We start from the raw sequence: 24,092 nt of genomic DNA, 5'->3' as shown, positions 1-24,092 counted from the left end.
ATATATCCTCACTTCTCAAATCTCACTTCTAATATCTAGTATGGCGGTGCGCTGACGCAGTCGAACCGATGCCGATCCTTTCCTACACACAGGGCTGTCGTGGAATAGGCTGCCGGCAAAGCCGTAAAGTTGTTGATTTGTAAAGTCGTGGATTTGTAGGTTGTGGTGTCTAAGCACAACGATTGACCTCGTAGAGGTCATATCCCAATAGAAACCGTGCATTAATTTACACGACCCTGTAGGGGTCGAATATCTTCGCGACAGGCATAGTGAGGTGAAGTTGCAAGTTAATAGCTACTGGCTAATGGCAGATGGCTAATGGCAGATGGCTATAAGCCACTAGCCATATATCCTCACTACTCAAATCTCAAATCTCAGATCTCAGATCTCAAATCTCACTTCTCACTTCTCACTTCCCCCTTTTCACTTCTCACTTCTCACTTCCCCCTTTTCACTTCTAACTTCTAACTTCCAATATCTATTACACGCGCCAATTGCTACGGAAGCCGGTGTAGAACGAAAATCTTTTTTCCGCAAGCCGGACAAGCGTAGGAGGGATATCCCACTGTTCACCGGACGGACGGAAGCTCCGGCATTCCTCTACAAATGTTTGCAGACCGATTTGGTCGATATGACCGAAGACACCGCCCGTTTGCGGCGCATAGCCCACGCCAAGGATAGACCCAATGTCACCATCTATCGGACGCTCCAGCACGCCCTCGTCAAGGCACCGGAAACTGTCAAGTGCCATGATATGCAGCAGCCGCCTGCCGACATGGCTGCCCGCGGCCGCTTCCCTCCCCGTCGTTACCTCATCGTCAGCCCAGATCGACTTCGTGCCGCTCCTTATATCGTACGTATAAAACCCTTTTCCCGCCTTCCGCCCCTCGCGGCCGGCCCCGACGAGCTTAGTCAGGTAGGTATATGCGCGCCGCTGGCTTTCGTGGAGCTGCGGTAGCTGGTCGTATACATGGAGCATCAGGGGCAACGAAATTTCATCTAAAACGGCGAGTGGGCCCACGGCGAAACCCGAAGTCCGCGCCTCTGTTTCAATAACAGACGCCGGGATACCTTCCAGGAGCATGGTAATCGCCTCGAGCAGATAGTTGAAAAAGATACGCGACGTAAAAAATGCCGGACTGTCATGGACGGTGATAGGCACTTTGCCCAACTTTCTGACGACCGCAAGCGCCTTTGCCCGTGTCTCGCCGCTGGTCTGTTTACCACAGATAATCTCTACGAGGGGCATACGATCGACAGGAGAGAAGAAGTGCATGCCGATAAAACGTTCCGGTCTGGACATGGAAGTGGCCAATGAGGTGATCGGAAGCGATGTGGTGTTGGAAGCAAAGAATCCGTCTTCGTCAAGATAAGTCATAGCCTCCGCGGTGACCTTCGCTTTCAGCTCCTTATCTTCGAACACTGCTTCGATAATGAGGTCAGACTTTGCCAGATCGGATATTTCTGCTGTCGGCTGTATCCGTTGCAGCAAAGACTGCCGCGCGCTTTCGTCGAGACGTTGCTGCTGTACCAGCTTCGCCGTAACCTTCTCCGCGTATTCTTTCCCCCGTACTGCCTGTTCATAGGTGACGTCTTTAAGTATCACCTGCACGCCGGCACGGGCTGCTTCCAATGCGATTCCTGCGCCCATCATTCCTGCCCCCACAACGCCAAGCTTCTGTAGCTCAAAATCCAGGGTTTGTTCCGGTAAAGGCTGTTGTGCCTCCCGTACACCGCGGTATAATGTACGTACCATGCTGCGGGTTCTGCTGTCTTGAAGGACAGCTGCATAGTGTTGATATTCCATAGCCAGGAGCTGTGTAACCTCGTCTTCCCGTGCCTCTGCGATGTGGAGACAGGCGCTGATGCCAGGGATGTGGAGGTTGGCCCGTTTTTCCCAGTCCGCAATTTCAGAGGCACCATCCTGCGCGCCGCCTATGCCCTGAGCCTTCCGGGAGTCCGTTTGTTCGCTGCCGATCCAGCGCTTGGCTGCAGCTAAAGCTGCTGTCATATCGGAGGCTAGCTGATCGACCAGCCTACCGTTAAGAGCTACGGCGGAGGGGATGGCTGTTCCCTGGATCAACCACGGCAGCGCGTTCGCGACGCCGGTCCGACGGAAGGTAAACGTTGCTGCCCCCAGTGGCGGAAGAAGGCCGTATCTGCATTCAGGAAAGCAGAAACTGGCACTGTCCGTAGCTATCCGTATAGACGCCCATAGGGCGGTGGCCAGGACAACCCCCTGGTTCACGCCATCCATAAGCGCAACAAGCGGTTTTGGCGCCTTCGCCACGTATTGGATCCGGGATAGGAGCGCCTCTAGCCGCGCGCCGAAAGATGGGGTACTATCCGATAGCTCGATGAGTGTATCATACGGTATGTCAGTCGGGAGAACCCGGCTATAAATGATGCCTGCAGTATCCGGCTGCTGTAAAAAGGCGACTGTCGTATCAAAAAATTCCTCGAAGCAATCCAGATATTGGTCGTACTGGGGGAGGCTGCCGGGATCCGGCTGAATAAATACGACGCCCGTCACGTCTTTTGTGACGGTAAAGTATCGCGGCATTTTGTTAAGTAGGAGGTTCATCAGCTATGGATTAGGTTTGTCAGCAGGACGCATCACCGCTGTGACGCTATTTTTTCTTTGCTTCATAGGTTACTTTGTCGATAACCGTTTTTGCGATGATCTCGAGCATGATTTCCGAAGTGCCGCCGATGATGTTGCCAACGCGCACATCCCGATAGAGACGGGCGATTTTATAATCTTCCGTAAAGCCGTAACCACCAAAAAGCTGTAAGCACTGATGGGCGACGCGGATGGCAAGTTCGCTGGCCTGCAGCTTGGCAATAGAACATTCCTGCACAGCGTAGGCGCCCTGCTGATGTAGGTCGCAGCAGGCGTAAACGAAAGCTCTGGTGGTGGCAATGTCGGCAAACATCTGGGCAATCCGGTGGCGGATTACCTGGAAGTCCTGTAGCTTGTTGCCGAACGCCTCGCGCTGGCCGATATAATCGAGGGTATATTTCAGGGCGCAATCTGCCGTAGAAAGGCTATGGATGGCTGCGGTAAGCCGTTCCAGCTGCAGCCCATCCATAAGGTAGGAAAAACCGGCTCCTTCCTCACCAATGAGGTTGGTCGCCGGGACCTTTACCTGATCAAACGAAAGCTCCGCGGTGTCCGAGGCATGCCATCCCATTTTTTTTATTTTATGGGCACGCACGCCCGCAGCGTGCCTATCGACGAGCAGCAGGCTGATGCCTTTGCTGCCTTTGTCGGGCCCGGTCTTTACGGCCGTAATAAAGAAGTCTCCGCAATACCCATTCGTAATAAAAGTTTTCGAGCCATCGACCACATACCAGTCGCCCTCCCGCCGTGCGGTGGTTTTGATGTGTTGCACATCCGATCCGGCTCCAGGTTCCGTAATGGCCACGGCACTTACCATATCGCCCGCAATGACGCCCCGCAGATACTGCTGCTTCAATGCTTCGCCCGCATATTTAAGAAGATAAGGAGCCGACATATATTGAATCACGAGTGCCGATATCGTAAAGCCGCCGGAGTAGCAGTAAGATAGTTCTTCACATAAAATCATCGAGTAATAGAAGTCCAGCTCCATGCCGCCATACGCAGCCGGATAATTTAGTCCCATAAATCCCATATCGCCCATCTTTTTCCAGATGGACCGATCGATCTCCCTGCGCTCTTCCCACGTGTCGATATGCGGAAGTATTTCTCTCCGGATGAATGTCCGAAGGGTGTCCCGGAATGTATGGTGCTCAGCCGTAAGTTGCGTTGCATGCATATGTTTAAGTTTATTGGTTAACTTTCGGATCACTTTGTGCGACCGCTATGTATGATTGCAATTTACAAAAAAGATACGTTTGACCCGCGATTTTCCGGCGAAAAGTTTAGGCTTTCACGTACGGGGAGGTGTGCCCGGCATCCCGGAAGAGGATATTGTAACTGTGGTTATTTTATGGTAAGTTTGATGTATAAACTTAAATATCGGGTATCTGCCCGCATAGGCGGAACACCCCTTCCATGAGGACTACAAGAAGAAACAATACCATGAAGAGAAGCGTATTTATCGTTGCGGCGCAACGTACACCAATAGGAAATTTCGGTGGGGCGCTGTCTACCGTTCCAGCGACGCAGCTGGGCGCGCAGGCGGCACGGGCGGCACTCCGGCAGTCAGGTGTCGCGGGGGCGGAGGTCGACGAACTGCTGATGGGGTGCGTTTTGCAGGCGGGAGTTGGGCAGGCACCGGCCAGGCAGGTTAGTACATATGCCGGCTTGCCCGATACTGTTCCGGCGACGACCATCAATAAAGTGTGTGCCAGCGGGATGAAAGCTGTGGCGCTTGGCGCGCAGGCCATTCTGCTCGGTGATGCCGATGTTGTTCTTGCAGGGGGAATGGAGAACATGAGCCAGGTTCCGTACTATGCGCCGGCGGTACGATGGGGGACGAAGTACGGAAACCAGTCCTTAGTAGACGGACTGCAATATGACGGCCTGTGCGACGCCTATAACAGAGAAGCCATGGGGAGTTTCGGCGAGCAATGTGCTGCGTACTATCATATTAACCGGCAGGCTCAAGACGCTTACGCGGTGACGTCCTATACCCGTGCACAGGAGGCGTGGACAAAAGGAAAGTTCCGGGCAGAAGTCGTACCGGTAACCGTGACCGGTAAAAAAGGAGAACATACCGTCCAGCAGGATGAAGAGTTTTCTCTGCTCGATCCGGCGAAGGTTCCCCAGCTTAAACCCGCATTTAAGCCGGAGGGAACCATTACGGCCGCTAATTCCTCGACACTTAGCGATGGCGCTGCCTGCCTGTTGATGGCCAGCGGAGAAAAAGTAAGGGCCCTCGGACTCACGCCCCTTGCGGAGGTTATCGCTTTTGCTGACGCAGAACAGGCGCCCGAGTGGTTTACGACCACGCCGGCGCGTGCAACAGAAAAAGTACTGGCAAAAGCAGGCTTGTCGTTGTCGGAAATCGACTTTTTTGAGTTTAATGAAGCGTTCGCAGTCGTCGCTCTGGTAAATACACACCTCCTGAAGCTTCCGCACGACAAAGTCAACGTGTATGGCGGTGCTGTATCACTCGGCCATCCGCTGGGCTGTTCCGGAGCCAGAATTCTCGTTACGCTTACAAGTGTGCTACGTCAGGAGGGCGGGCATTACGGTCTTGCAGCCATATGCAACGGCGGAGGTGGTGCTTCCGCGATGATTATCCGGAAGGTGTAATGGAAAATAGGGTAGGGGCGGCGGTTAAAAAAATCAGGGTACTGGGCGAAATGGAAAGGTAACTGGCAAATAAAGTAGGTTAAAAGCTGTGAGCGACGCCTTTTTCGGCTGCCTTGTTTTCAGTGTACGACTTAGCCTGCGCCCGCGCAGCTTTCGCCCGGCGGTACACGTCCGAAGCCCAGATTATGCCTTTGGCAAAACCGTATATTATAGATCCATAAGACAGTATACAGCCGAACAATAAAGCGAAGCCGGCTAGCTCTGACGAGTCAAGTCCCATGCCATAAGCATACAGTTGTAAACTGACGCCTAATGTTGATGAGACGAGGAAAATCCATACTTTTTGTTTACGTGTCATAGCATCAAGTTTTTGTTTTTATGTAATAAATAGGTAAAGCTATTGTGAAATGTTGTTTACCGAAAATATTATACTGAACAAATTACATTATTAGTTTCTGCTGATGCATTGTTAATAATATGATTCAAAGGTACAGATAAATGTTATAAAGTCAATGCCTTTTGAATTTATTTTCTGTTTATTTTGTGTAAAATTTATGTCAAGCATGTACGGTTATGGTCGAAAGAACCGGGGGAGAAAGCGGCTGGGGAGGGCGGGATGCGGAAACGCTGGAAACGGAATATGGGCTTTTTAAATGGTAGAGTGCGGTTTGATCGGGACTTTGGATCGTTTCATGTACCGAGCTGTTAGCCGATAAAAAAGTTCCGGAGTAGCTACTCCGGAACTCAACCAAAACCATTTTAACCTAGATTATGATAACAAAATCTCATCAGTATAACAGACAGGTTATCGAAATAGTTTGCTGTTTATAAATTTTTTTTTGCCTAACCGATATACGCAGATGGCTTTATGATTCCAATGTTGCCTGAAGGGTAATCTCAAAGCTGAATGCCACGCTTACGGGGCAATTTTCTTTGGCGCCTTTCGCAATCTGTTGAAATTCTTCGTCGGTAATATGAGGAACGGCGGCTGCAACAGTCAGTTCTGATTTGCTTATTTTTCCGTTTTCGAAGCTGATGGTAGACTGTGTTTCCAGTTTGTCGGGGGCGTAACCCGCCTCTGTGAGATCTGCGCTCAGTTTCATCGTGAAACATCCGGCATGCGCCGCCGCAAGAAGCTCTTCGGGATTTGTTCCTATCCCATCTTCAAATCGGCTGTTGAACGAATACTGTGTTTCATTTAGCACTGTACTTTGTGAGGTTAAGTGCCCACTACCTTCTTTGATGCTGCCTTTCCAGACGGCAGTTGCTTTACGTTTCATAGTCATCCTATTTTGTTGTATACTAATAACACCTTTGGCACGTAATGGTGTGAAAAAAAGTAAAAAAGCATAAAATCCGTCATCGCAGGAGGAGGTACGACAACGAAGCGATCTCATGGCATATCGCTAATGGCAGATGGCTAATGGCTATAGGCCAGCAGCCATAAGCTAATAGCCGCAGAGTCGTTGATTTGTGAAGTCGCGAGGAGGTACGACGAAGCTATCTAACCCCTAATAGTAGCCGTAAAGTCGTTGATTCGTAAAGTCGTGAAGTTAATAGCTAATGGCAAATGGCAGATAGCAGATGGCTATAAGCCGTAAAGTCGTTAAATCGTAAAATCGTTGATTTGTAAGGTGTGATGTCCAAACACAACGATTGACCTCGTAAAGGTCATATCCCAATAGAAACCGTGCGTTAATGTCAGGCTGAGCTCGTCGAAGCCCTCGTATGACGACGAAGCAATCTGATGGCTAATGGCAGATAGCTGATGGCAGACGGCAGCTAACCTATAGGCTAACAGCCATAAGCCTGCACTACTAAAATCTCACTTCTCACTTCTAACTTCTCACTTCTCACTTCTAATATCTATTATGGCGGCCCGCTGACGCAGTCGAACCGATGCCGGTCTTTTCCAACGCGCATGGGCCTTGGAATAGGGTGCCGGCAAAGCCGTAAAGTTGTTGATTTGTGAAGTCGTTGATTTGTAAGGTGTGATGTCCAAACACAACGATTGACCTCGTAAAGGTCATATCCCAATAGAAACCGTGCGTTAATGTCAGGCTGAGCTCGTCGAAGCCCTCGTATGACGGCGAAGCAATCTAATAACGTTGTTCGTAAAGTCGTTGATTCGTAAAGTCGTGAAGTTAATAGCTGATGGCAGATGGCAGCTAACCTATAGGCTAACAGCCATAAGCCTGCACTACTAAAATCTCACTTCTAACTTCTCAAATCTCACATCTAATATCTATTATGGCGGCCCGCTGACGCAGTCGAACCGATGCCGGTCCTTTCCAACGCGCATGGGCCTTGGAATAGGGTGCCGGGAGGCACGACGAAGCGATCTAACCTTCTAACTCCTAGTTTCTCACTTCTCACTTCTCACTTCTCACTTCTCACTTCTCAAATCTCACTTCTCAAATCTCACTTCTCAAATCTCACTTCTCAAATCTCACTTCTCAAATCTCACTTCTAATATCTATCATGTCGGCGCCGCCTTGTTAGGTGTATAACGATTCAATTATTTCAAATTCTCCCTCCACGAAGTGCTGTAAATACTTAAGGGCGTCCTCTAACGTAAATGCCCACACATCATCAACAACCATTTTCTCCTTTTTCCCGAAAAGACCTAAAAACGGTTTAACCCTTTGGGGTCTTTGGTACCATAAGGAAAATTCAAGGTTTCTATTGTCGTCAAAATGAGCGGTTAAGCAAAAGCTTTTGTTGCTTTCGATGTTCTTAAAATCTAATGAGGGCGCAAAATGTATGTCCTCCTCGTTCAGGCTATCTAACATGCGAAGTCTCTCAACCCAGGGGTAATTACGTGCAATGCTGACAACCTCTTTCCCGGAGAATGTGCCGCTAACAATCTGTATTTCCTTTTCAGGAGGCGCGCAGATGGAATATTGAAAAGTCATCCCTACTTCAATTAATGTGGACTAAGTGGTCTGGTACGGTTTGCTATAACTGATTAGCGTAATAAAAATACTAAAAAAATCTTTGCAGAACAATTTTCCAACATCTCGTACGTCCGTTTTTTTCAGACAATAATTTACGACTGGATATAGCCTTGACACCGTTTAAGGAAAACGGTGTCAAAAGCTAAGCTGTAAAGGCGGAATTTATGCGTAGCCCCTAGCATTCCGCGGATCTACAGACCGCTGACCGACGCGGGGCAGTCTTCGAGGTATGGTTAAACGAGTTTGCGATAAAAAAAGCCTATTCACTATCCGGCTACATCATCGGTGGATTTGGCTACATCCGAACACCGCTATCTATGCACCTTTGTAATATCATTTAAACACAAAAGCAACAACAATGGAAGCAAAGAAAGTTTGGTTTGTAACAGGAGCCTCGAACGGTTTGGGGCTCGCACTGGTCAGAAAGCTGTTGGCTGACGGCAATCAGGTGGCCGCGACCTCCCGGAATCTCCAGTCTTTGGTGGAGAAAGTTGGAACACCCTCCGGCACGTTTCTTCCGCTTGCGGTAGATTTAACCGACAACGGAAATGTCCGTGACGCAATTGCGGCGTGTGTCAATCACTTTGGGCGGATTGACGTCGTGGTAAACAACGCGGGATTCGGCTTGATCGGTACGGTGGAAGAGTTAACCGACAGGGAGGTGAAAGACAACTTTAATGTAAATGTGTTCGGGGCGCTGAATGTAATCCGGAACGCTGCTCCCCATCTGCGGCAGCAACGATCGGGACATATCCTCAATATCGCGTCTATAGGCGGGTATGCAGGTGGATTCCCTGGGTTCGGCATATACTGCGCAACCAAATTTGCCATGGCCGGATTTACCGAGGGCCTTGCCGAAGAGATGAGCGATTTTGGAGTGTATGCCACTGTGGTATATCCGGGATATTTTAGGACGAACTTTCTGTCTAAAGACGCTATCAAGACCGCGGCTGTCCCTATAGCAGCGTACACGCGCGCACGGGCGTCTGAACAGGCGCACCTTGAGCAGATAGCCGGAAACCAGCCCAATGATCCTGAAAAAGCGGCCGAAGTGCTGATTGAAGTGAGCAAACTGGAGACACCTCCGGTACACTTTTTCCTTGGTGAAGATGCCTACGCCCTCGCGAATCAGAAAACCAGCCTGATCCAACAGACGATGGCCGAACACGAAAAGCTGGGTACTTCAACTAAATATCAATAGCGCTCCGGGGGCTGTCCAAAAATGGCTGAACGTATTCGAGGTTTTGTCTCCTTTTTGGACCGCTTCCTTTTAGACGACCATAAACGATAAGCGCCGTGTATATAGTGGTGCGGGCAGGATGGCTACTTTGCAGCTGTCAGAACCCTTCTCGAAAAAATAAAGAACATTTACCACCGTTGAAAACAAATATGGAAATAGCAACAATAGAGAAAACAAAAGAGTATATCGGCATGTGGGTCACGGCCGACGGCTATATCCGCCATGAGTTATTGCCGGGCAACCGCTATGACGAAGCTAGAGGGAGCAGGAGAAGTGCGTACCGGGGCAGTTATCGGGTAACTGCAAATCATATCTACTATACAGACGATACCGGATTTACAGCGGACGGTGAGTTTAGAGATGGCATTTTGTATCATGCCGGCATGATTTTGTACAAGGAAAAGAACTAACTTTACGTGTTGAGCGTCATAGCGTTCATTTAGTATACGAAAGCTCCGATAGGTCATTCCGGACTTCGACAGAGCCTCTACGCAGCGTGCCGGAGGGTCCAGGCTGTTAAAAGTCCGATAACCTCATCACCGATAAGAAACAGACCGGTTTGCGAGCTCATCTGTACATTTAGATTTAACACGCATCGATGATTTAAACGGATGAAAGATATTTTTAGATTCAATTCGATAGCAGAATTTCATGCCTTCTGTGGCCTCCCCGCCGCCGAACACCCGCAGATTAGCCTTATCGACTACAGCAAGGTGCGATATCCCGTCAATGACAGTGAGTTGAAATGGATACAGAACTTTTACTCCATTGGGCTAAAGCGGAATGTCAATGCCAAATTTAACTATGGACAGCAGGAATATGATTTTGATTCGGGGCTATTGACATTCATTTCGCCGCTTCAGTTTCTGAAGTTGGAGGTCAACCGGGACGCAGTCGTAGAGCCCTCCGGATGGCTCTTGCTTATTCATCCCGATTTTCTTTGGAACACAGCGCTCGCGAAGAAGATAAAGTCATATGATTTTTTCGGCTATTCCGTGCGCGAAGCGTTGTTCCTTTCGGAGAAAGAGGAGCGTGTCATCGTCGACATTCTTCAAAATATCGAAAAGGAATACCAGTCCAATATGGACAAATTCAGTCAGGAACTCATTGTAACCCAGCTGGAGATGTTGCTCATTTATGCCGGGCGATTTTACGAGCGTCAGTTTCTGACCCGAAAAAAGACCAGTTTCGAACTGTTAGAGCGGTTCGAGAAACTGCTTGCCGACTACTACGAAACCGGTAAGCAGATGGAGTACGGTATTCCGACGGTTTCCTACATTGCTGCTCAGTTGCATATCTCTCCCAATTATCTGGGGTCTCTGTTACGGATCCATACGCAGCAGACAACGCAGCAGCACATACAGAACAAGCTGATCGATTATGCCAAAGAACGATTAATGACGACGGACCGATCTGTCAGCGAAATCGCTTACGAGCTTGGATTCGAACATGCGCAGTCTTTTAGTAAACTGTTCAAGTTAAAGACCAACCAGAGCCCGTCGGAGTTTAGAGCTTATTTTAATTGATTCCTGCGCCGGACCATCAGCGCATCCGTGGCCGCGATAATCCCTGTTTTTTTAAGGGGGCACAGGATGGCGCGCCGCCGGCCGGGGCAAACTGCATCAACAGGAATTGTTCAGGGATCGGATATTAACCCACATTCCTGAGCCGGAACGTGAAAAAGAAACAATGGCCATATTCTTGTCCTAGGACAACTTTAAGCAGGGGAAATCTTGCTATACTTGTATATAACAGATGAGTATGCTTCGGTCATCATTGCTGGGCTTACGATTTAACAAAACGGACAAATCGATAGGACACACGAGCTCATGTATACAATTGAAATTTAAACACCCATAGATAATTATTCCAATGAAAAAGCTGCAATTCACAAAAGAAATCAAGGCACCGGCTCAAAAAGTATATGAAGCCATGCTTGGCCTAAACGATAAGACGACGTACGAGCGCTGGACGTCCACATTTAACCCTACGTCTACCTACGAAGGAAGTTGGGACAAAGGAAGCAAAATCCTCTTCATCGGTGTAGATGAAAACGGCAAAAAAGGCGGAATGGTTTCCGAGATCGTAGAACATACGCCGGCGGAACATGTATCTATCCGACACTATGGTTTTTTAGACGGCGATACAGAGGTTACGACAGGAGAGCAGGTGGAACAATGGGCCGGGGGACATGAAAATTACAGCTTTCAGGAAAACAATGGCATAACAACCGTCACGGTAGATCTCGATACGACGGAAGAGTATCTGGACTATTTTCAAAACACCTATCCTCAGGCTTTGGATACGCTAAAAGAGATTGCCGAAAATTAAAAAAGGATCACTGCATCGCCGTTTATGATGGTGTGGCCGGCGATGCGACCCCTTTACATTTTCCCCCTTGGTACACCATGTTCCGCCCGCAATGTTTACCCAGCGGCCAAAAAAAATATGTGCCACGAAGCGCAGATTAATCTTCCGTAGTTCGGTAGATTTCCTTTTATTCCGGAGGACAAACAGTGCGGCTCAATCTTTCACCGGTTGGGCCGTACTGATTTAGAAGCGACATGTGCCCCCGCTGGCTTCCCGCTTCTGCACGTCGGACGGAAACGATAGGGCTGCTGCTGCGCCTCCCATTCATGTTATTCATAAACACCGGCGACAGCCTGAATAAAACTATTCTTCCTTTTTGTCGTCGTACAGGTGGTGGCACTGTTATTTTAATTTCTTTTTGAAATAATGCTATCAATAATTGTTAAATTTAATGAATCGTTTTTAGTATGTCATATAATATACCTGAACATCTTGATGGGCTCTCCGAAAATGAGGTAATAGCTTCGCGGAAGACATATGGATATAACCGATTAGAAAGTGCAGATAAAAACACCTGGCTGGGTCTCGTCGTTGATATTTTAAAGGAGCCTATGCTGATACTGCTTCTTATTATTTCACTTATTTATGTCATTGTTGGCGATTACGGTGAGGCTTCTTTTATGTTTTTGGCTATTCTCGCAGTAACCGCCATTTCTTTTTATCAGGACAACCGCAGTAAAAAGGCCCTGAAAGAACTTGAAAAGCTGAACGAGCCTCTGAGTAAGGTAATCAGAAGCTCGAAGATTATAGAGATTCCTACATATGAGATTGTCGTGGGCGATTTATGTATTACCGAGGAAGGCAAAAGCATTAATGCTGATGGGCGGATTGTGCACAGCAATGACTTCTCCGTTAATGAGTCTTCGCTGACGGGCGAAAGTTATTCCGTTTTTAAAGACAGTACTTCGGAAGACAACCACGTTTACAGCGGTACCGTTGCCGTTTCGGGATTAGCTGTTTTTCAGGTGGAGAAAATAGGCAAGGAGACGCGAGTCGGTAAAATAGGCGAATCCATAGCCACGATGGAGGAAGAGCTTTCTCCATTGCAGATCCAGGTCAGAAAGTTTGTGAAAGGAATGGCTACGATAGGCATTGTCATTTTCCTGATGGTTTGTATTTTCAGTTATGTCAAAACCGGCGATTGGGTAGCAAGCCTGCTAAGCGGATTAACACTGGCAATGTCGGTGTTACCGGAGGAAATTCCGGTGGCATTTACCACCTTTATGGCTTTGGGGGCGTGGAAACTGATGCGGGAAGGAATCATCATTAAACGAAGCAGCATCGTGGAGACGTTGGGTAGCACAACGCTAATCTGTACCGATAAAACCGGAACGATTACCGAAAATTCCATGAACCTGGCACATGTGTATGATTACCATTCGGATAAGATTTATGAAGAAAGGGATTTTGAGTCGGCAGAGTTGAGTGAGCTTATAGATTATGCGATGTGGAGCAGTGAGCCTGTGCCTTTTGACCCCATGGAAATAACCCTGCATAAAACTTATGAACAGGCCCGGCAAAAAGATGAGAGAAAAGAATATCGCATGTTTCATGAGTATCCTCTCGAAGGTAAGCCCCCTATGATGACGCATGTCTTTGAGAACAAGAGGAAAGATAGAATCATTGCCGCCAAAGGGGCACCCGAAGCTATTCTACATGTGTCGCGGCTTCCTGAATCCGAAAAAGCCAAAATACGGGAGGTGGTAAAAAAATTTGGCCAGAAAGGCTACCGTATATTGGGTGTAGCGAAATCCTATTTCGAGGGGAATGACTTTCCCGGGAAACAACAGGATCTTGCGTTTGAATTTTTAGGACTGACGGCTTTCTATGACCCTCCTAAAAAACGGATACAGGAAGTGTTCCGGCGGATTTATGATGCAGGCATCAAGGTCAAAGTCATTACAGGGGATAATGCAGATACAACAACTGCAATCGCACGACAGGCCGGAATCATAAATGTTGATGACCCGGTGAATGGCAGTGAAATCATGAACTATCCGGAAAAGGAGCTGATACAGGTTGCGGAAACCAAAACACTGTTTACAAGGATGTTCCCCGAGGCGAAGCTGGCGGTCGTTAAAGCCCTTAAGAAGAATGGAGAAGTTGTAGCCATGCTTGGAGATGGCGTAAATGACGGCCCCGCCTTGAAAGCGGCCCACATCGGCGTAGCAATGGGCAACAAAGGTACAGAGATCGCCAAGTCTGCGGCTGCGGTGGTCATTGCCAATGACGACCTGGAGAAACTTATTGTGGGTATAGCAGCCGGAAGAAGGATTTATGCCAACATCAAGAAAGCCATTCAATATATTATTTCTATCCATATACCCATTATACTGACGGTTTCCCTACCGCTATTTTTAGGATGGGTGTTTCCCCATATATTTACGCCCGTGCATGTTATCTTTCTGGAACTCGTGATGGGGCCTACCTGTTCCATCGTTTACGAAAACGAACCGATGGAGAAAAACACCATGAGCCAGCCCCCAAGAGCCATGAGTAATACTTTCCTAAGCTGGCGTGAACTGGGGATCAGTCTCGTTCAGGGGATAATGATTGCTATTGGAGTCCTATTTGTATATCAATATACCGTCCAAAACGGGGGCACCGAAGAAAAAACAAGAGCAATGGTGTTCAGCACCCTGATATTTGCCAATATCTTGCTGAGTTTTGCTAACCGCTCGTTTTTTTACAGCATATTAGAGAGCTTTAAAAACCGAAATCCCCTACTTGTTGGTATTTCGGTTCTGGTGTTAACATTGCTGTTCGTAATATTGTATGTAAATCCGGTATCACTTTTTTTCAAAGTAACCGCTCTTAACATACATGAATTGGGACTTTGTTTGCTTATGGCCGCGGCTTCGGTTTTGTGGTTTGAGCTTTATAAGTTTGTAAAAAGAAGAGAGGGTGTAACCTAAACTGTCACTGTATAAAACGAATAAATAGTTTCACATTCGAATATCAAATGACATGTTAATCCCTTTTGACTTCGACCGTTGTAAACAGGAGGCGATGGAAGTCTGTATGCAGGCAGGGAGGCCGGTGGCGCGGACGGTGTTTTTGCGGCGCCGATGAAACACCTGTCAATACCTTTACAGTATGAAGAGGATATACTGCTGACGGATTATGTCGGTGTGGGCGGGCCACCATAACCGCAATAAACTGTCCAAAGTGTAATATAGTTTGACAGTCTTTTAAACTATTGCAAAAAGATTGCCATTGCAGCACAAAGTATACCAATAATTCCGCTGCAAAATACACTATGGGATATTTAAGAAAAAAAAATTGCTAAGTCGGGGCTGTATTAACCCTTGATTTCAAATTCATGGATAGGATGCTAGAATTCAGTTCTACTCACTTTGAAAGTATCGAATTTAATGAAGGAATCCTAGTGATCAAATGCGTTGGAAATGACGTCATTAATATCGAATAACAGCAAGTGTTGCTTAGTGGGAATACTAGTCTCGCGTCTCCGTAAAGGAAAAATGTCCTGTCCACTACAGATCGCTTAAAAAAAATGTATTTTAGATAAGGTAAAACAGCGCGCCGTCCGTCAATCTTGCTATGGTGGTTGTATATCGTAATGAAATGACTGAGAAAAATTCTACCTCCTTTACGGACCTTGTGAAAACATATGGCAGTCAGCTGCTGGGTTTTATAAGGGGCAGGGTCAAAAAAGCGGAGGATGCCGAGGACATCATGCAGGATGTATGGTTCCAGCTCAGTCGTCTAACTAATATTGATGATCTGGAAAATGTCGGCGCATGGCTGTATGCTGTGACGCGGAACCGGATTACGGACAACTACCGTAAGAGGAAGGATGAACCTCTGGGCGACCTGCTGGGGGAGGGCGACGAGGAGTCGTTTCCGATCCGCCAGTTGCTGCTGGCAGACGACGCCAATGATCCGGAGTTGAAGCTGTTTAAGGACATCTTTTGGGATGAGCTCATGAAGGCGCTTGATGAGCTCCCGGAAAACCAGCGCAGCGTCTTTGTCATGAACGAGCTGGAGGATAAGACCTTGCAGGAGATCGCGGATATGACGCAGGAGAAGCTGAAGACAATTATCAGCCGGAAACGATATGCTATAAAACATCTGCGGAAGCGGCTACGCGGTTTGTATGAGGAACTAAACTATTAAGAGATAAGGGGGAACAATGGATTGGCAAACAAAAAGAAAGAAAAAAGGCAAATTCGCTTTTGTTTTTTTCGCTGTATTAGCGGGTATATTTCTTTTGGTGGCGTTGGTGCAATATCTATGGAACTGGCTGGTTCCTGATATCTTCGGCTTCAAGGCTATTTCGTATTGGCAGGCTTTCGGGCTGTTTGTGCTGAGTAAGATTTTGTTTGGCGGATTCGGCAAACCGAAAGGGGGCTTCAGAAAGGGCGTCCCGCATGATGAAGGCCTTTCTCCGGAAGAACGGGAGCGTTTAAAGGCTGAGCTAAAGCGCCGGTTTGATGAAAAATGTCGTTTTTGATGCTCAGGGATTAGGTGTTAGAAGTTAGAAGTGAGATTTGAGATTTGAGTAGTGAGGATATATGGCTAGTGGCTTATAGCCATCTGCCATCTGCTATCTGCCGATAGCTATTAACTTCACGGCTTTACGAATCAACGACTTTACGGCTACTATTAGGGGTTAGATAGCTTCGTCGTCGTACGAGGGCTTCGACGAGCTCAGCCTGACATTGTCGAAGAGTGAGATGAGTTAGATGGAGTTAGAAGGTTAGATCGCCTCGTCGTCCCTCCTCGCGATGAACGTTTTTTTGCGGTTTATTGTAGGAGGTTCGGACCTTCACAACTTTACATCTTCACAAATCAACGGCTTATAGCCATCTGCCATTTGCCATTAGCTAATAACTTCACGACATACGCCTTCACAGCTTACCCCCTTTACAATTTTTTTATCCAAGTGAAGTATTTTTCTGCGATATGCGTCTACCAGAGCAAAGGCCTTTTAAGTAATAAAGAATAAGTGAATAACACATTTAAAACACAAGAAAAAAATGAAACATAAGATCCGCTTTATATTTCCGCGTCTGGTAGGGCTTACCGTCGTCGCGGGGCTGCTAAGCTTCGTTATCGGAATAATTTTCAAGCTGCTGGTGGCCGGTACCTTGGTGGCCGCCATCGGTACGTGGGTTCTGTCGAGGATGCGCCGCAAGAGAATGTTACGTACGGGGGTAAATCCTTCTGCAGGGCCAAGCCATCCCATGTCTACCCACGGTATTCCGGCGGTCGAGCCAATCGTGCCCCGCTACCCGACGCAAGCCGCAATTGTTCCAATCTATTAGAAACCATTTAATTTTTACGACATGTTTAAACAAAATCAATATACAGGGCAGCATAAATCAGACACTCCGTTCTGTGCTGACAGATTCCGGACGAAGTTAGAGCGGCTCCACAGCCAGCTATTCGATGGAGGGGCGCCATTTGCGAAAGGCTGGGGTGCCGATAGGTACAGCGCCGTTCCGGTGAATATTATCGAACACCAATCCTGCTACGAGCTGAAGCTGTATGCCGCGGGAAGGAAAAAAGAATATTTTCAGGTTTCCGTTGACAATGACGTGCTGTCGGTCGTATACAGGCAACCCGAACACGAGCAGGAGGAAAGCTATATTGTTCAGGAATATGCTCCCTCCTCTTTTGAACGTTCTTTTCAGCTACGCGAACAGATGCTGCGGGACAATATTCACGCCAGCTTCGAAGAAGGCGTGCTGACGATCGTCCTACCGAAGGATCCGGAAGTTGTCAAACAGTCCCATTCTGTACGGGTCGATTGATCCCGTCTCTACCTTCACAGGACACGGGTACCGTTATGATGACGGTACCCGTGCTTCTTCCTGTATACGTTGTGAACCATCCTATATCAATCACTTGCCGCCGGCCGGCAACGGGTTTTTAACGCCTGCCCTTGGACGGAATTGACCCAAATTCAAAAGTAATTATACCAAATTCTAAACTTCCCGCTCAAATTTCCTTTTACTTTTGCGATGTTTAATTATACTAATTCTAAATAATATCGTACATTCGCTGATCGATATAGCATCGATACGGATGATACAGGAAATTAAAATCAGAAGCAAAAGATGAAAGCAACCTATTACTTATTATTTTTCTTGGCGGCGCTGCTGGGTGGCCAACAGACCGTTCAGGCCCATGCGATCTGGCTTGAGAGCGTAGCAACCGGTAACAAAGGCAAGGCACAGCAGGTCCGTGTCTATTATGGCGAGTATGCGACCGGCGAGATCGAAAAGACCGCCGACTGGTATTCCGACTTGCGGAGTCTGGAAGTGTTTCTGCTGAAGCCTGATCAGTCGGTGGAGAAGCTGTCGCTGACCGATAAGGGCGACCATTTTGAGGCGTCCTTTACGCCTACGGCCGACGGCAACTACCTCGTGTATACCAGCCATCCGACAAAGGATCTCGGCGGGCAGATGCGATACGAGTTTACCTCGCAGATAGCCGTACAAGTAGGCGCGGCGGCCGACGTTAGTGCCGGGAAACTTCCCTATCAGCTGCTGGCGCCGGTCAAAAAGCATCGCACGGGAGGAAAGGTGTCGCTGTTTTTGAAGAAAGACGGCCAGCCTCTGGCGGATCAGGATGTGCTGGTGATGTCGTCTTCCGGCTGGTCAAAGACGTATAAGACAAATGCGCAGGGCGAAATCATCGTGGATGCACTTTGGGCAGGTACGTATGTCGCTGAGTACAGTCATATGGAAAAGGTGAGCGGTACATGGCATGGAAAGGAATATACCTCGACATGGCAGGGGATTACCACAAGCTTCACGGTAAAGTAATCGCAATCGCTATAGAGATCCCGTCCATTTCGTGCCGGACAGATTTCTGTAGGTAGCAGCAGCAAAACGGAGCCGAAAGGCTCTCGCTGCTGCATTTGTTAAGCGTTTTCGACGATTTATGGAGGAAATATATGTTTAGTACAATCTGTCTTCTTTTTTTCGGAAGTTTTTTCTGCTGGATGAATACATCCAAACGGATCGCTTGGGCAGACCGGCCCGCCTTTTTGCAGACGTTGCACGGGCATGTGCTGCCAAGCCGGTATCTCGCCGCAGGCCTATGCCTGCTGGGAACAATTTTGAGCGTGGCGCTGCTCGGCGTAGGAAGCGGTCTGTTCTCGGCTGTGGTGCTGATGATGATGGCCGGTAGCTTATCGGTTGTCTTTTTTCCGTTTCGTTACTTTGGCGTGCGTGAAATCCTGACTATTTACTTGGTTGGTGTTTGTCTTGAATTGATCTTTTAATATGCCGGCGAATAAAAAATACCTAACGAAATCTCCCTGGCTGCGGTTGGCCAAAATCCTTGCGGGCGTCGTGGGCGGATACGCGGTGATGCTCAGCTTCCATGTGGCACTGGCCACTTTTCTTCCTAAAAATGAAGTGGTGGCAACGGCCTTCATTACTGGATATATTGTCTGGGCATTTCTGCTGCTTTGGGCGTTCGTTGCCAGGAATGTGTGGCGGGTATGGTTGACGTATGCTTTGCTGACACTTGTATTCCTTTTACCTTACTTCTTGACACAGCATTTTTGAGTATGGATCCTAGAAAATACAACATTTATTTCCATACGCATACGATAAGCGGTATTATCACTGCCGCCTTGTTGTTTGTGATATTTTTTGCGGGTTCGTTCTCGTTTTTTAAGGACGATATCAGCGCGTGGCAACGCGGGCAGTCCGTTAGCGGCGGGCAGGTAGATGCCGATTATAACCATCTGTTGGATTCGCTGTCGCGGAACTACAATCTCATGGGACGCAACATAGATTTCTACTTCCTACGGCAGGGACAGGGGGCGTACGTCAATTTGAGTACGTCTCAGGACACCACGGTCAGCAAGCCCACCGCTGGTGGATCGGTGCAGCGGGGAAGGGGTCGCCGGGCAGCGGGTGAAGACTCCGCCTACTTCTTGTATTATTTTGCTGACAAGAAGCCGACTACATACGCTGAAGGATATGATATGGGCGAATTTCTGTACCGCTTGCATTTTCTCGCGCAGCTAAACCAGATCCCGATCCATATAGGAACGCCTTTTGGCTACCTCCTGGCGGGCATCGTTGCGTTTTTATTTTTGTTTGCCCTGATCACGGGGCTCTTTCTGCACTGGGACAAGATCAAATCAAACTTCTTTTTATTTAGACCGTGGAGTAAGTGGAAGACGGTATGGACCGATATGCATACGGCCTTGGGTGTTATTGGGTTTCCCTTTCAGTTTGTTTTCGCTGTGACGGGGGTGGTGCTGATTGTTAACTTTGCGCTGATTGCGCCCTTTAGCAAACTATTGTATGATGGCGATCAGCAGAAGGTTTACGAAGAGCTTCAGTACAACAGAACCATGCCTGTGGAATATACCTACACGCCTTTGGCCGAAGAATTCGACATGAACGCTTTTGTAGCGCGGTGGCAGGAGACATGGAAGGATAGTAAGATATCCCGCATCTATATCCGCAATTATAACGATAAGAGCATGCAGGTTGGGATCGAAGCCAAACCTGATGCTGCTGTGGCCTTTGCGGGTTCCGGCTTTGCAATCGAAGAGATTGCAACGGGAAAGGTGCTCTCTTTGAAGTCGCCAACGGCCGACGGCAACTATATCGACGGCGTGAAAAGCATTATTTATCACCTGCACTTTGGCGACTTCGGCGGAAAGCCGCTCCAGATTGTCTTTTTTGTGCTGGGGCTGATGGGCTGTCTGGTGATTATTTCCGGCATCATGATCTGGCTCGTAGCGCGCGACAAGAACAATGTGCCGGCGTACAAGCGTAAGTTTAACTTTTGGGCGGCGAACTTCTTTCTTGCGGGTTGTTTAAGTATGTTGCCTGTGACGGCCTTTGCCTTTATTATGGTGAAGCTGCTGCCGGAGGTCAACCAATCCGTGATCTATGATGTCTATTTCTATAGCTGGCTTGTGCTCGGCGTCTACCTTATGGCGCTCCGGAATCTGGTGTCGATGAATAAGCAGGTTCTTCTGCTTTCGGTTGTGCTCTACGCCGCTGTGCCCATTGCAAATGGTGTAGGTTCAGGGCTTTGGTTATGGACAACATGGAAGGCCGGAGCGTTCGATATTTTTTTCATCGACGTGCTATGCATCGTTATTGCCGCCGTCTGTGCTTTTTCCTATAAGAAGGTGAAACAACAGGGGAGGCCCTTCGGAGTTTTGAAGACACCGGCGAAGCCGAAAAGGGAGGCGCTCGTCAAACAGCCGTTGTAGGCCGTTTTGGAAGATGTTTCTCTGGAGTGATAGGCTATTTTGCTGCCTAAAAAGGTTCAATGGAAATGTCCATTGAACCTTTTTGCGTCTAGTGTTGTTCTGTTATCGTCAATAGTTACAAAGGAAATTCAAGAAATTACAGGATGGAACAAAATAATCAACAGAATCTTTCAGGAAAAGAAGCCTTAGCAAAAATCAGAGAAATCGTAGACGACGCGAAAACGTGTTTTTTCTGCACCGACATACGTACAGGCGTGCCGATGTCGGTGCGGCCGATGACAGTCCTGCAGGTCGACGATAGCGGTTATCTATGGTTTATGACGGCGGAACGGACGTATAAGGATGATGAGATTGCTGAAAATCCATTTGTGCATCTTTTGCTGCAAAGTGGACAGCGGAGCGGTTTTTTGAACTTATATGGTATTGCCGAGATTCAGAACGACCGCGGAAAAGTGCAGGAACTGTGGAGTCCCGCCCTTGAGGTATGGTTTGAGGGGCCTGAAGACCCGCAGATTGTCTTGATACGCGTTGAGGTATTGGACGGGCATTACTGGGACAACCAGAGTAGCGCCCCTGTTGCGGCTTTTAAAGGCCTGAAGTCGATGATTACGGGCAAACCAGATTATGACGGCGTCGAGGGAGATATAGAAATTTAAAAACCTGCATCCGATTCTGGTTTTCGGCTCCGAGCGCTTAGAAATGGATAAGTTTAACAGAAAAAGACAAAGCTGGCTATTCGAGGACTTTTCAGGAAGAGGGTTGACAAAGAACGTAATCCAAATCAGCTGCGTTGCTATTAATTTCTGTGCGCCTTAAGAAGTGTCGGACTTCGGTTAAAAATAGTGTTTCTAGGTAGGGCGGGACACGACGGCGTATTTACGTGCGTTGTGTCCCGCCCCTGTCTTTGCAGGGAAAGCAGAAGTCAGCAGCCAGCATTATATTTTTTCACCCACGCGATGTGTGGCGATATCCTTTTAAGTCCGGTTAATTCTTTCTATTTTTGTTTTTGAAACATTTGAAGAACGAGGGAACCGTGTATGCCAGTCAAGATACCGAATAACTTACCAGCGATAGAGCTTCTGAAGAAGGAAAATATTTTTGTGATGAACGATCTGCGCGCTGATGCGCAGGACATCCGTCCGCTCCGCGTGCTGATCCTTAACCTGATGCCGATTAAGATTACGACGGAAACCGACTTTATCAGGCTGCTTTCCAACAACCCGCTGCAGGTGGAAATCGAATTTCTGCGATTGGACACCCACACACCCAAGAACACACCTGAGGAACACCTCGAAATGTTTTACAAAGGGTTTAGCGAGGTCAGCGCCAATTATTATGACGGCATGATCATTACGGGCGCACCGGTCGAGATGATCAAGTTTGAAGAAGTCACCTACTGGGATGAAATCACGACCATATTTGATTGGGCGAAACGTCATGTGACATCCACGTTATACATCTGCTGGGCATCGCAGGCAGCACTATATCACTTCTATGGGATCGAGAAGGTGCCATTGGGCGAGAAACTGTTCGGCGTGTTCAAACATACGGCGACCGAGAAGGGACATCCGCTTTTCCGTGGCTTTGACGATGAATTTTTTATACCCCATAGCAGGCACACGACCATACGGAAAGAAGACCTCGAAGGCAGGGCTGAAATTGCCGTCCTTTCAGAGTCGGCCGATGCAGGCATAGCGATCGCTTCGTCGCGCGGAGGACGCGAATTCTACCTGACAGGACACTCGGAATACGCTCCGCTGACCCTGCATGAGGAGTACGTGAGGGATCTGGAAAAGGGGCTGCCTATTGGGTTGCCGCAGAACTATTACGCTCAGGACAACCCACAGAACGCCCCTTTGGTGCGCTGGGCGGGTCACGCCAACCTGCTCTTCAACAACTGGCTCAACTATTTTGTCTACCAGGAAACGCCATTCGACTTACGGGATGTGATACATCTCGGAGAGATTAAACAACAAAGCTGATCCACGCCTTCGGGCAGCGCTACCTGAGCGCTGTGCCGCCTTGGTGGCCGGTAGCCGCGGTCAGGAGGCTACGTCATGTTGTTTTTGTGCGCCAACGATATACATGCTTGGACGTATCCCATAGTGCTTATGAAAATCCCTTGAGAAATTAGATTGTACCGTGTATCCGACCATGGAGGCAACCTGCGTAACGGTATACTTCTTTTCCGCCAGCAGCTCGGCTGCCTTTTTCAACTTAGAGAGGTTAATCATTTCATTTGGCGTGAGATCGGTGTGCTGTTTTACCTTGCGGTACAAAGTGGGCCGGCTCATATGCATAAGTCGGGCCAGCTCGTTTACCGTAAGGTCCATGTCCGAAATATGATCGTATATGACGTTGTAAAGCCGGTCGATAAAGCCGTCCATGATCGCGGGACCTGATGTGCTAACGATGTCTGACCGGCGGGCGTTCGCGAAATAGTTTTTAACAATCTGGCGGTTATGCAGCACGTTCTGCATCTGGGCCTGCAGAAACTCCACCGTAAAGGGCTTTTCGATGTATGCATCGGCACCGCTGTTTAACCCTTGTATTTTTACTTCAAGAGGCTGCTGCTGTGCGAGGAAAACGACGGGGATATGGCTGTATCGGGACGTGGTTTTAATATGGGTGCACAAGCTTATGCCGTCAATCAATAATGTCTGGATCTCGGTAAGCACCAAATGAACTTCGTTCTGGGCCAGTATGTCGCGTGCTTCGGCATCGCTTGAGGCCCTGAGAATCGTATAACAGGTTTTCAGCTCCTTGTTAAGGTAGGCCAGGGCCTCCTTGTCATCTTCCACCAACAAAATAATCGGTGCGCCAGCCGCTGTCAGAGGTTGGCTTGCCACTTCCTCATGTAATGCCTTCCGGCCGTTGGATCCAAGATCCGATTTTGTGAAAATTAAGCTCATCACGTAGGTTTGTTTCGTTTATAATGTTTAGTTCAGATCGACATGGGAACGCCCCGATTTATGGGATGTTCCGGTCATGCGTCTACTTAGGTTAGCTATGTGTACGACGGTTTTGCCAGGTACGCAGTTCGCCGCGTGCCTCCGTCGA

At 48.2% G+C, this 24,092-nt stretch carries 22 protein-coding genes; 16 read left to right on the top strand and 6 right to left on the bottom strand.

Features of this window, described 5'->3' with window-relative positions:
• Positions 1 to 481: 481 nt before the first annotated feature.
• Both BC792_RS10635 and BC792_RS10630 read right to left on the bottom strand, forming a co-directional pair.
• Positions 482 to 2,584: a 3-hydroxyacyl-CoA dehydrogenase NAD-binding domain-containing protein gene (locus BC792_RS10635; RefSeq protein ID WP_148908990.1), complete on the bottom strand. Its 2,103-nt coding sequence runs from the start codon at positions 2,582 to 2,584 to the stop codon at positions 482 to 484.
• 46 nt (positions 2,585 to 2,630) lie between these two features.
• Positions 2,631 to 3,800: an acyl-CoA dehydrogenase family protein gene (locus BC792_RS10630; RefSeq protein WP_148908989.1), complete on the bottom strand. Its 1,170-nt coding sequence runs from the start codon at positions 3,798 to 3,800 to the stop codon at positions 2,631 to 2,633.
• Positions 3,801 to 4,066: 266 nt separating this feature from the next.
• Here BC792_RS10630 and BC792_RS10625 point away from each other — a divergent pair, with 266 nt between their 5' ends.
• Positions 4,067 to 5,245, top strand: coding sequence for a thiolase family protein (locus tag BC792_RS10625; protein ID WP_148908988.1), 1,179 nt, complete (start codon positions 4,067 to 4,069; stop codon positions 5,243 to 5,245).
• A 79-nt stretch (positions 5,246 to 5,324) separates the two neighbouring features.
• Here the strand turns inward: BC792_RS10625 and BC792_RS10620 are convergent, their stop codons facing one another.
• The 3 genes from BC792_RS10620 to BC792_RS10610 form a co-directional block, all read right to left on the bottom strand.
• The gene (locus tag BC792_RS10620; RefSeq protein ID WP_148908987.1) at positions 5,325 to 5,603 is read right to left on the bottom strand and encodes a hypothetical protein; all 279 of its coding nucleotides are present in this window, start codon (positions 5,601 to 5,603) and stop codon (positions 5,325 to 5,327) included.
• Positions 5,604 to 6,111: 508 nt separating this feature from the next.
• Positions 6,112 to 6,525, bottom strand: a complete 414-nt coding sequence (locus BC792_RS10615; RefSeq protein WP_148908986.1) for an OsmC family protein — start codon at positions 6,523 to 6,525, stop codon at positions 6,112 to 6,114.
• Positions 6,526 to 7,743: 1,218 nt separating this feature from the next.
• Entirely contained in the window at positions 7,744 to 8,160 is a 417-nt protein-coding gene (locus tag BC792_RS10610; RefSeq protein WP_148908985.1) for a hypothetical protein, read from the bottom strand.
• Positions 8,161 to 8,560: 400 nt separating this feature from the next.
• Between BC792_RS10610 and BC792_RS10605 the strand changes: the two genes are divergently transcribed.
• The 15 genes from BC792_RS10605 (at position 8,561) to metA (ending at position 23,014) form a co-directional block, all read left to right on the top strand.
• Positions 8,561 to 9,403 (top strand): SDR family oxidoreductase, encoded by an 843-nt coding sequence (locus BC792_RS10605; RefSeq protein WP_148908984.1) that lies wholly within the window; start codon positions 8,561 to 8,563, stop codon positions 9,401 to 9,403.
• A 188-nt stretch (positions 9,404 to 9,591) separates the two neighbouring features.
• Positions 9,592 to 9,852, top strand: coding sequence for an Atu4866 domain-containing protein (locus BC792_RS10600; RefSeq protein ID WP_148908983.1), 261 nt, complete (start codon positions 9,592 to 9,594; stop codon positions 9,850 to 9,852).
• Between the two features lie 201 nt (positions 9,853 to 10,053).
• Positions 10,054 to 10,968 (top strand): helix-turn-helix domain-containing protein, encoded by a 915-nt coding sequence (locus tag BC792_RS10595; RefSeq protein ID WP_148908982.1) that lies wholly within the window; start codon positions 10,054 to 10,056, stop codon positions 10,966 to 10,968.
• A 346-nt stretch (positions 10,969 to 11,314) separates the two neighbouring features.
• On the top strand, positions 11,315 to 11,773 hold the full coding sequence (locus tag BC792_RS10590; RefSeq protein WP_148908981.1) for an SRPBCC family protein: 459 nt from the start codon (positions 11,315 to 11,317) through the stop codon (positions 11,771 to 11,773).
• 446 nt (positions 11,774 to 12,219) lie between these two features.
• Positions 12,220 to 14,727 (top strand): cation-translocating P-type ATPase, encoded by a 2,508-nt coding sequence (locus tag BC792_RS10585; RefSeq protein WP_148908980.1) that lies wholly within the window; start codon positions 12,220 to 12,222, stop codon positions 14,725 to 14,727.
• A 670-nt stretch (positions 14,728 to 15,397) separates the two neighbouring features.
• Positions 15,398 to 15,949: an RNA polymerase sigma factor gene (locus BC792_RS10580; RefSeq protein WP_211357523.1), complete on the top strand. Its 552-nt coding sequence runs from the start codon at positions 15,398 to 15,400 to the stop codon at positions 15,947 to 15,949.
• A 16-nt stretch (positions 15,950 to 15,965) separates the two neighbouring features.
• Positions 15,966 to 16,286 carry a hypothetical protein gene (locus tag BC792_RS10575; RefSeq protein WP_148908978.1) on the top strand — a complete coding sequence of 107 codons (321 nt, stop codon included), beginning with the start codon at positions 15,966 to 15,968 and terminating at the stop codon, positions 16,284 to 16,286.
• 526 nt (positions 16,287 to 16,812) lie between these two features.
• Positions 16,813 to 17,100, top strand: coding sequence for a hypothetical protein (locus BC792_RS10570; protein WP_148908977.1), 288 nt, complete (start codon positions 16,813 to 16,815; stop codon positions 17,098 to 17,100).
• Between the two features lie 21 nt (positions 17,101 to 17,121).
• Complete coding sequence (locus tag BC792_RS10565; RefSeq protein ID WP_148908976.1) at positions 17,122 to 17,589, top strand: Hsp20/alpha crystallin family protein; 468 nt, start codon at positions 17,122 to 17,124, stop codon at positions 17,587 to 17,589.
• A gap of 306 nt (positions 17,590 to 17,895) precedes the next feature.
• A complete protein-coding gene (locus BC792_RS10560; RefSeq protein ID WP_148908975.1) occupies positions 17,896 to 18,606 on the top strand; it encodes a DUF4198 domain-containing protein in 711 nt (236 codons plus the stop codon).
• 179 nt (positions 18,607 to 18,785) lie between these two features.
• Positions 18,786 to 19,067: a hypothetical protein gene (locus BC792_RS10555; protein ID WP_211357522.1), complete on the top strand. Its 282-nt coding sequence runs from the start codon at positions 18,786 to 18,788 to the stop codon at positions 19,065 to 19,067.
• 1 nt (position 19,068) lies between these two features.
• A complete protein-coding gene (locus BC792_RS10550) occupies positions 19,069 to 19,356 on the top strand; it encodes a hypothetical protein (RefSeq protein WP_148908973.1) in 288 nt (95 codons plus the stop codon).
• A gap of 2 nt (positions 19,357 to 19,358) precedes the next feature.
• Positions 19,359 to 21,032 carry a PepSY-associated TM helix domain-containing protein gene (locus BC792_RS10545; protein WP_148908972.1) on the top strand — a complete coding sequence of 558 codons (1,674 nt, stop codon included), beginning with the start codon at positions 19,359 to 19,361 and terminating at the stop codon, positions 21,030 to 21,032.
• 143 nt (positions 21,033 to 21,175) lie between these two features.
• Complete coding sequence (locus BC792_RS10540; protein ID WP_148908971.1) at positions 21,176 to 21,688, top strand: pyridoxamine 5'-phosphate oxidase family protein; 513 nt, start codon at positions 21,176 to 21,178, stop codon at positions 21,686 to 21,688.
• A gap of 381 nt (positions 21,689 to 22,069) precedes the next feature.
• Positions 22,070 to 23,014, top strand: a complete 945-nt coding sequence (gene metA, locus BC792_RS10535; protein ID WP_148908970.1) for a homoserine O-acetyltransferase MetA — start codon at positions 22,070 to 22,072, stop codon at positions 23,012 to 23,014.
• Between the two features lie 60 nt (positions 23,015 to 23,074).
• On the opposite strand, the gene BC792_RS10530 is transcribed toward metA, so the two are convergent.
• The gene (locus tag BC792_RS10530) at positions 23,075 to 23,944 is read right to left on the bottom strand and encodes a helix-turn-helix domain-containing protein (protein ID WP_148908969.1); all 870 of its coding nucleotides are present in this window, start codon (positions 23,942 to 23,944) and stop codon (positions 23,075 to 23,077) included.
• Between the last annotated feature and the right edge of the window lie 148 nt (positions 23,945 to 24,092).

This window comes from Sphingobacterium allocomposti, from assembly GCF_008124885.1.
In the GTDB taxonomy this organism is placed as follows: Bacteria; Bacteroidota; Bacteroidia; order Sphingobacteriales; family Sphingobacteriaceae; genus Sphingobacterium; species Sphingobacterium allocomposti.
The sequence above is the reverse complement of the archived record's forward strand: the minus strand, read 5'-3'. Positions and strand labels throughout refer to the sequence as shown.

Excerpts from the sequence above, each read along its gene's own strand:
- BC792_RS10635 (WP_148908990.1), bottom strand. The coding sequence starts at position 2,584 with ATGAACCTCCTACTTAACAAAATGCCGCGATACTTTACCGTCACAAAA.
- BC792_RS10630 (WP_148908989.1), bottom strand. The coding sequence starts at position 3,800 with ATGCATGCAACGCAACTTACGGCTGAGCACCATACATTCCGGGACACC.
- BC792_RS10625 (WP_148908988.1), top strand. The coding sequence starts at position 4,067 with ATGAAGAGAAGCGTATTTATCGTTGCGGCGCAACGTACACCAATAGGA.
- BC792_RS10620 (WP_148908987.1), bottom strand. The coding sequence starts at position 5,603 with ATGACACGTAAACAAAAAGTATGGATTTTCCTCGTCTCATCAACATTA.
- BC792_RS10615 (WP_148908986.1), bottom strand. The coding sequence starts at position 6,525 with ATGAAACGTAAAGCAACTGCCGTCTGGAAAGGCAGCATCAAAGAAGGT.
- BC792_RS10610 (WP_148908985.1), bottom strand. The coding sequence starts at position 8,160 with ATGACTTTTCAATATTCCATCTGCGCGCCTCCTGAAAAGGAAATACAG.
- BC792_RS10605 (WP_148908984.1), top strand. The coding sequence starts at position 8,561 with ATGGAAGCAAAGAAAGTTTGGTTTGTAACAGGAGCCTCGAACGGTTTG.
- BC792_RS10600 (WP_148908983.1), top strand. The coding sequence starts at position 9,592 with ATGGAAATAGCAACAATAGAGAAAACAAAAGAGTATATCGGCATGTGG.
- BC792_RS10595 (WP_148908982.1), top strand. The coding sequence starts at position 10,054 with ATGAAAGATATTTTTAGATTCAATTCGATAGCAGAATTTCATGCCTTC.
- BC792_RS10590 (WP_148908981.1), top strand. The coding sequence starts at position 11,315 with ATGAAAAAGCTGCAATTCACAAAAGAAATCAAGGCACCGGCTCAAAAA.
- BC792_RS10585 (WP_148908980.1), top strand. The coding sequence starts at position 12,220 with ATGTCATATAATATACCTGAACATCTTGATGGGCTCTCCGAAAATGAG.
- BC792_RS10580 (WP_211357523.1), top strand. The coding sequence starts at position 15,398 with ATGACTGAGAAAAATTCTACCTCCTTTACGGACCTTGTGAAAACATAT.
- BC792_RS10575 (WP_148908978.1), top strand. The coding sequence starts at position 15,966 with ATGGATTGGCAAACAAAAAGAAAGAAAAAAGGCAAATTCGCTTTTGTT.
- BC792_RS10570 (WP_148908977.1), top strand. The coding sequence starts at position 16,813 with ATGAAACATAAGATCCGCTTTATATTTCCGCGTCTGGTAGGGCTTACC.
- BC792_RS10565 (WP_148908976.1), top strand. The coding sequence starts at position 17,122 with ATGTTTAAACAAAATCAATATACAGGGCAGCATAAATCAGACACTCCG.
- BC792_RS10560 (WP_148908975.1), top strand. The coding sequence starts at position 17,896 with ATGAAAGCAACCTATTACTTATTATTTTTCTTGGCGGCGCTGCTGGGT.
- BC792_RS10555 (WP_211357522.1), top strand. The coding sequence starts at position 18,786 with ATGAATACATCCAAACGGATCGCTTGGGCAGACCGGCCCGCCTTTTTG.
- BC792_RS10550 (WP_148908973.1), top strand. The coding sequence starts at position 19,069 with ATGCCGGCGAATAAAAAATACCTAACGAAATCTCCCTGGCTGCGGTTG.
- BC792_RS10545 (WP_148908972.1), top strand. The coding sequence starts at position 19,359 with ATGGATCCTAGAAAATACAACATTTATTTCCATACGCATACGATAAGC.
- BC792_RS10540 (WP_148908971.1), top strand. The coding sequence starts at position 21,176 with ATGGAACAAAATAATCAACAGAATCTTTCAGGAAAAGAAGCCTTAGCA.
- metA (WP_148908970.1), top strand. The coding sequence starts at position 22,070 with ATGCCAGTCAAGATACCGAATAACTTACCAGCGATAGAGCTTCTGAAG.
- BC792_RS10530 (WP_148908969.1), bottom strand. The coding sequence starts at position 23,944 with ATGAGCTTAATTTTCACAAAATCGGATCTTGGATCCAACGGCCGGAAG.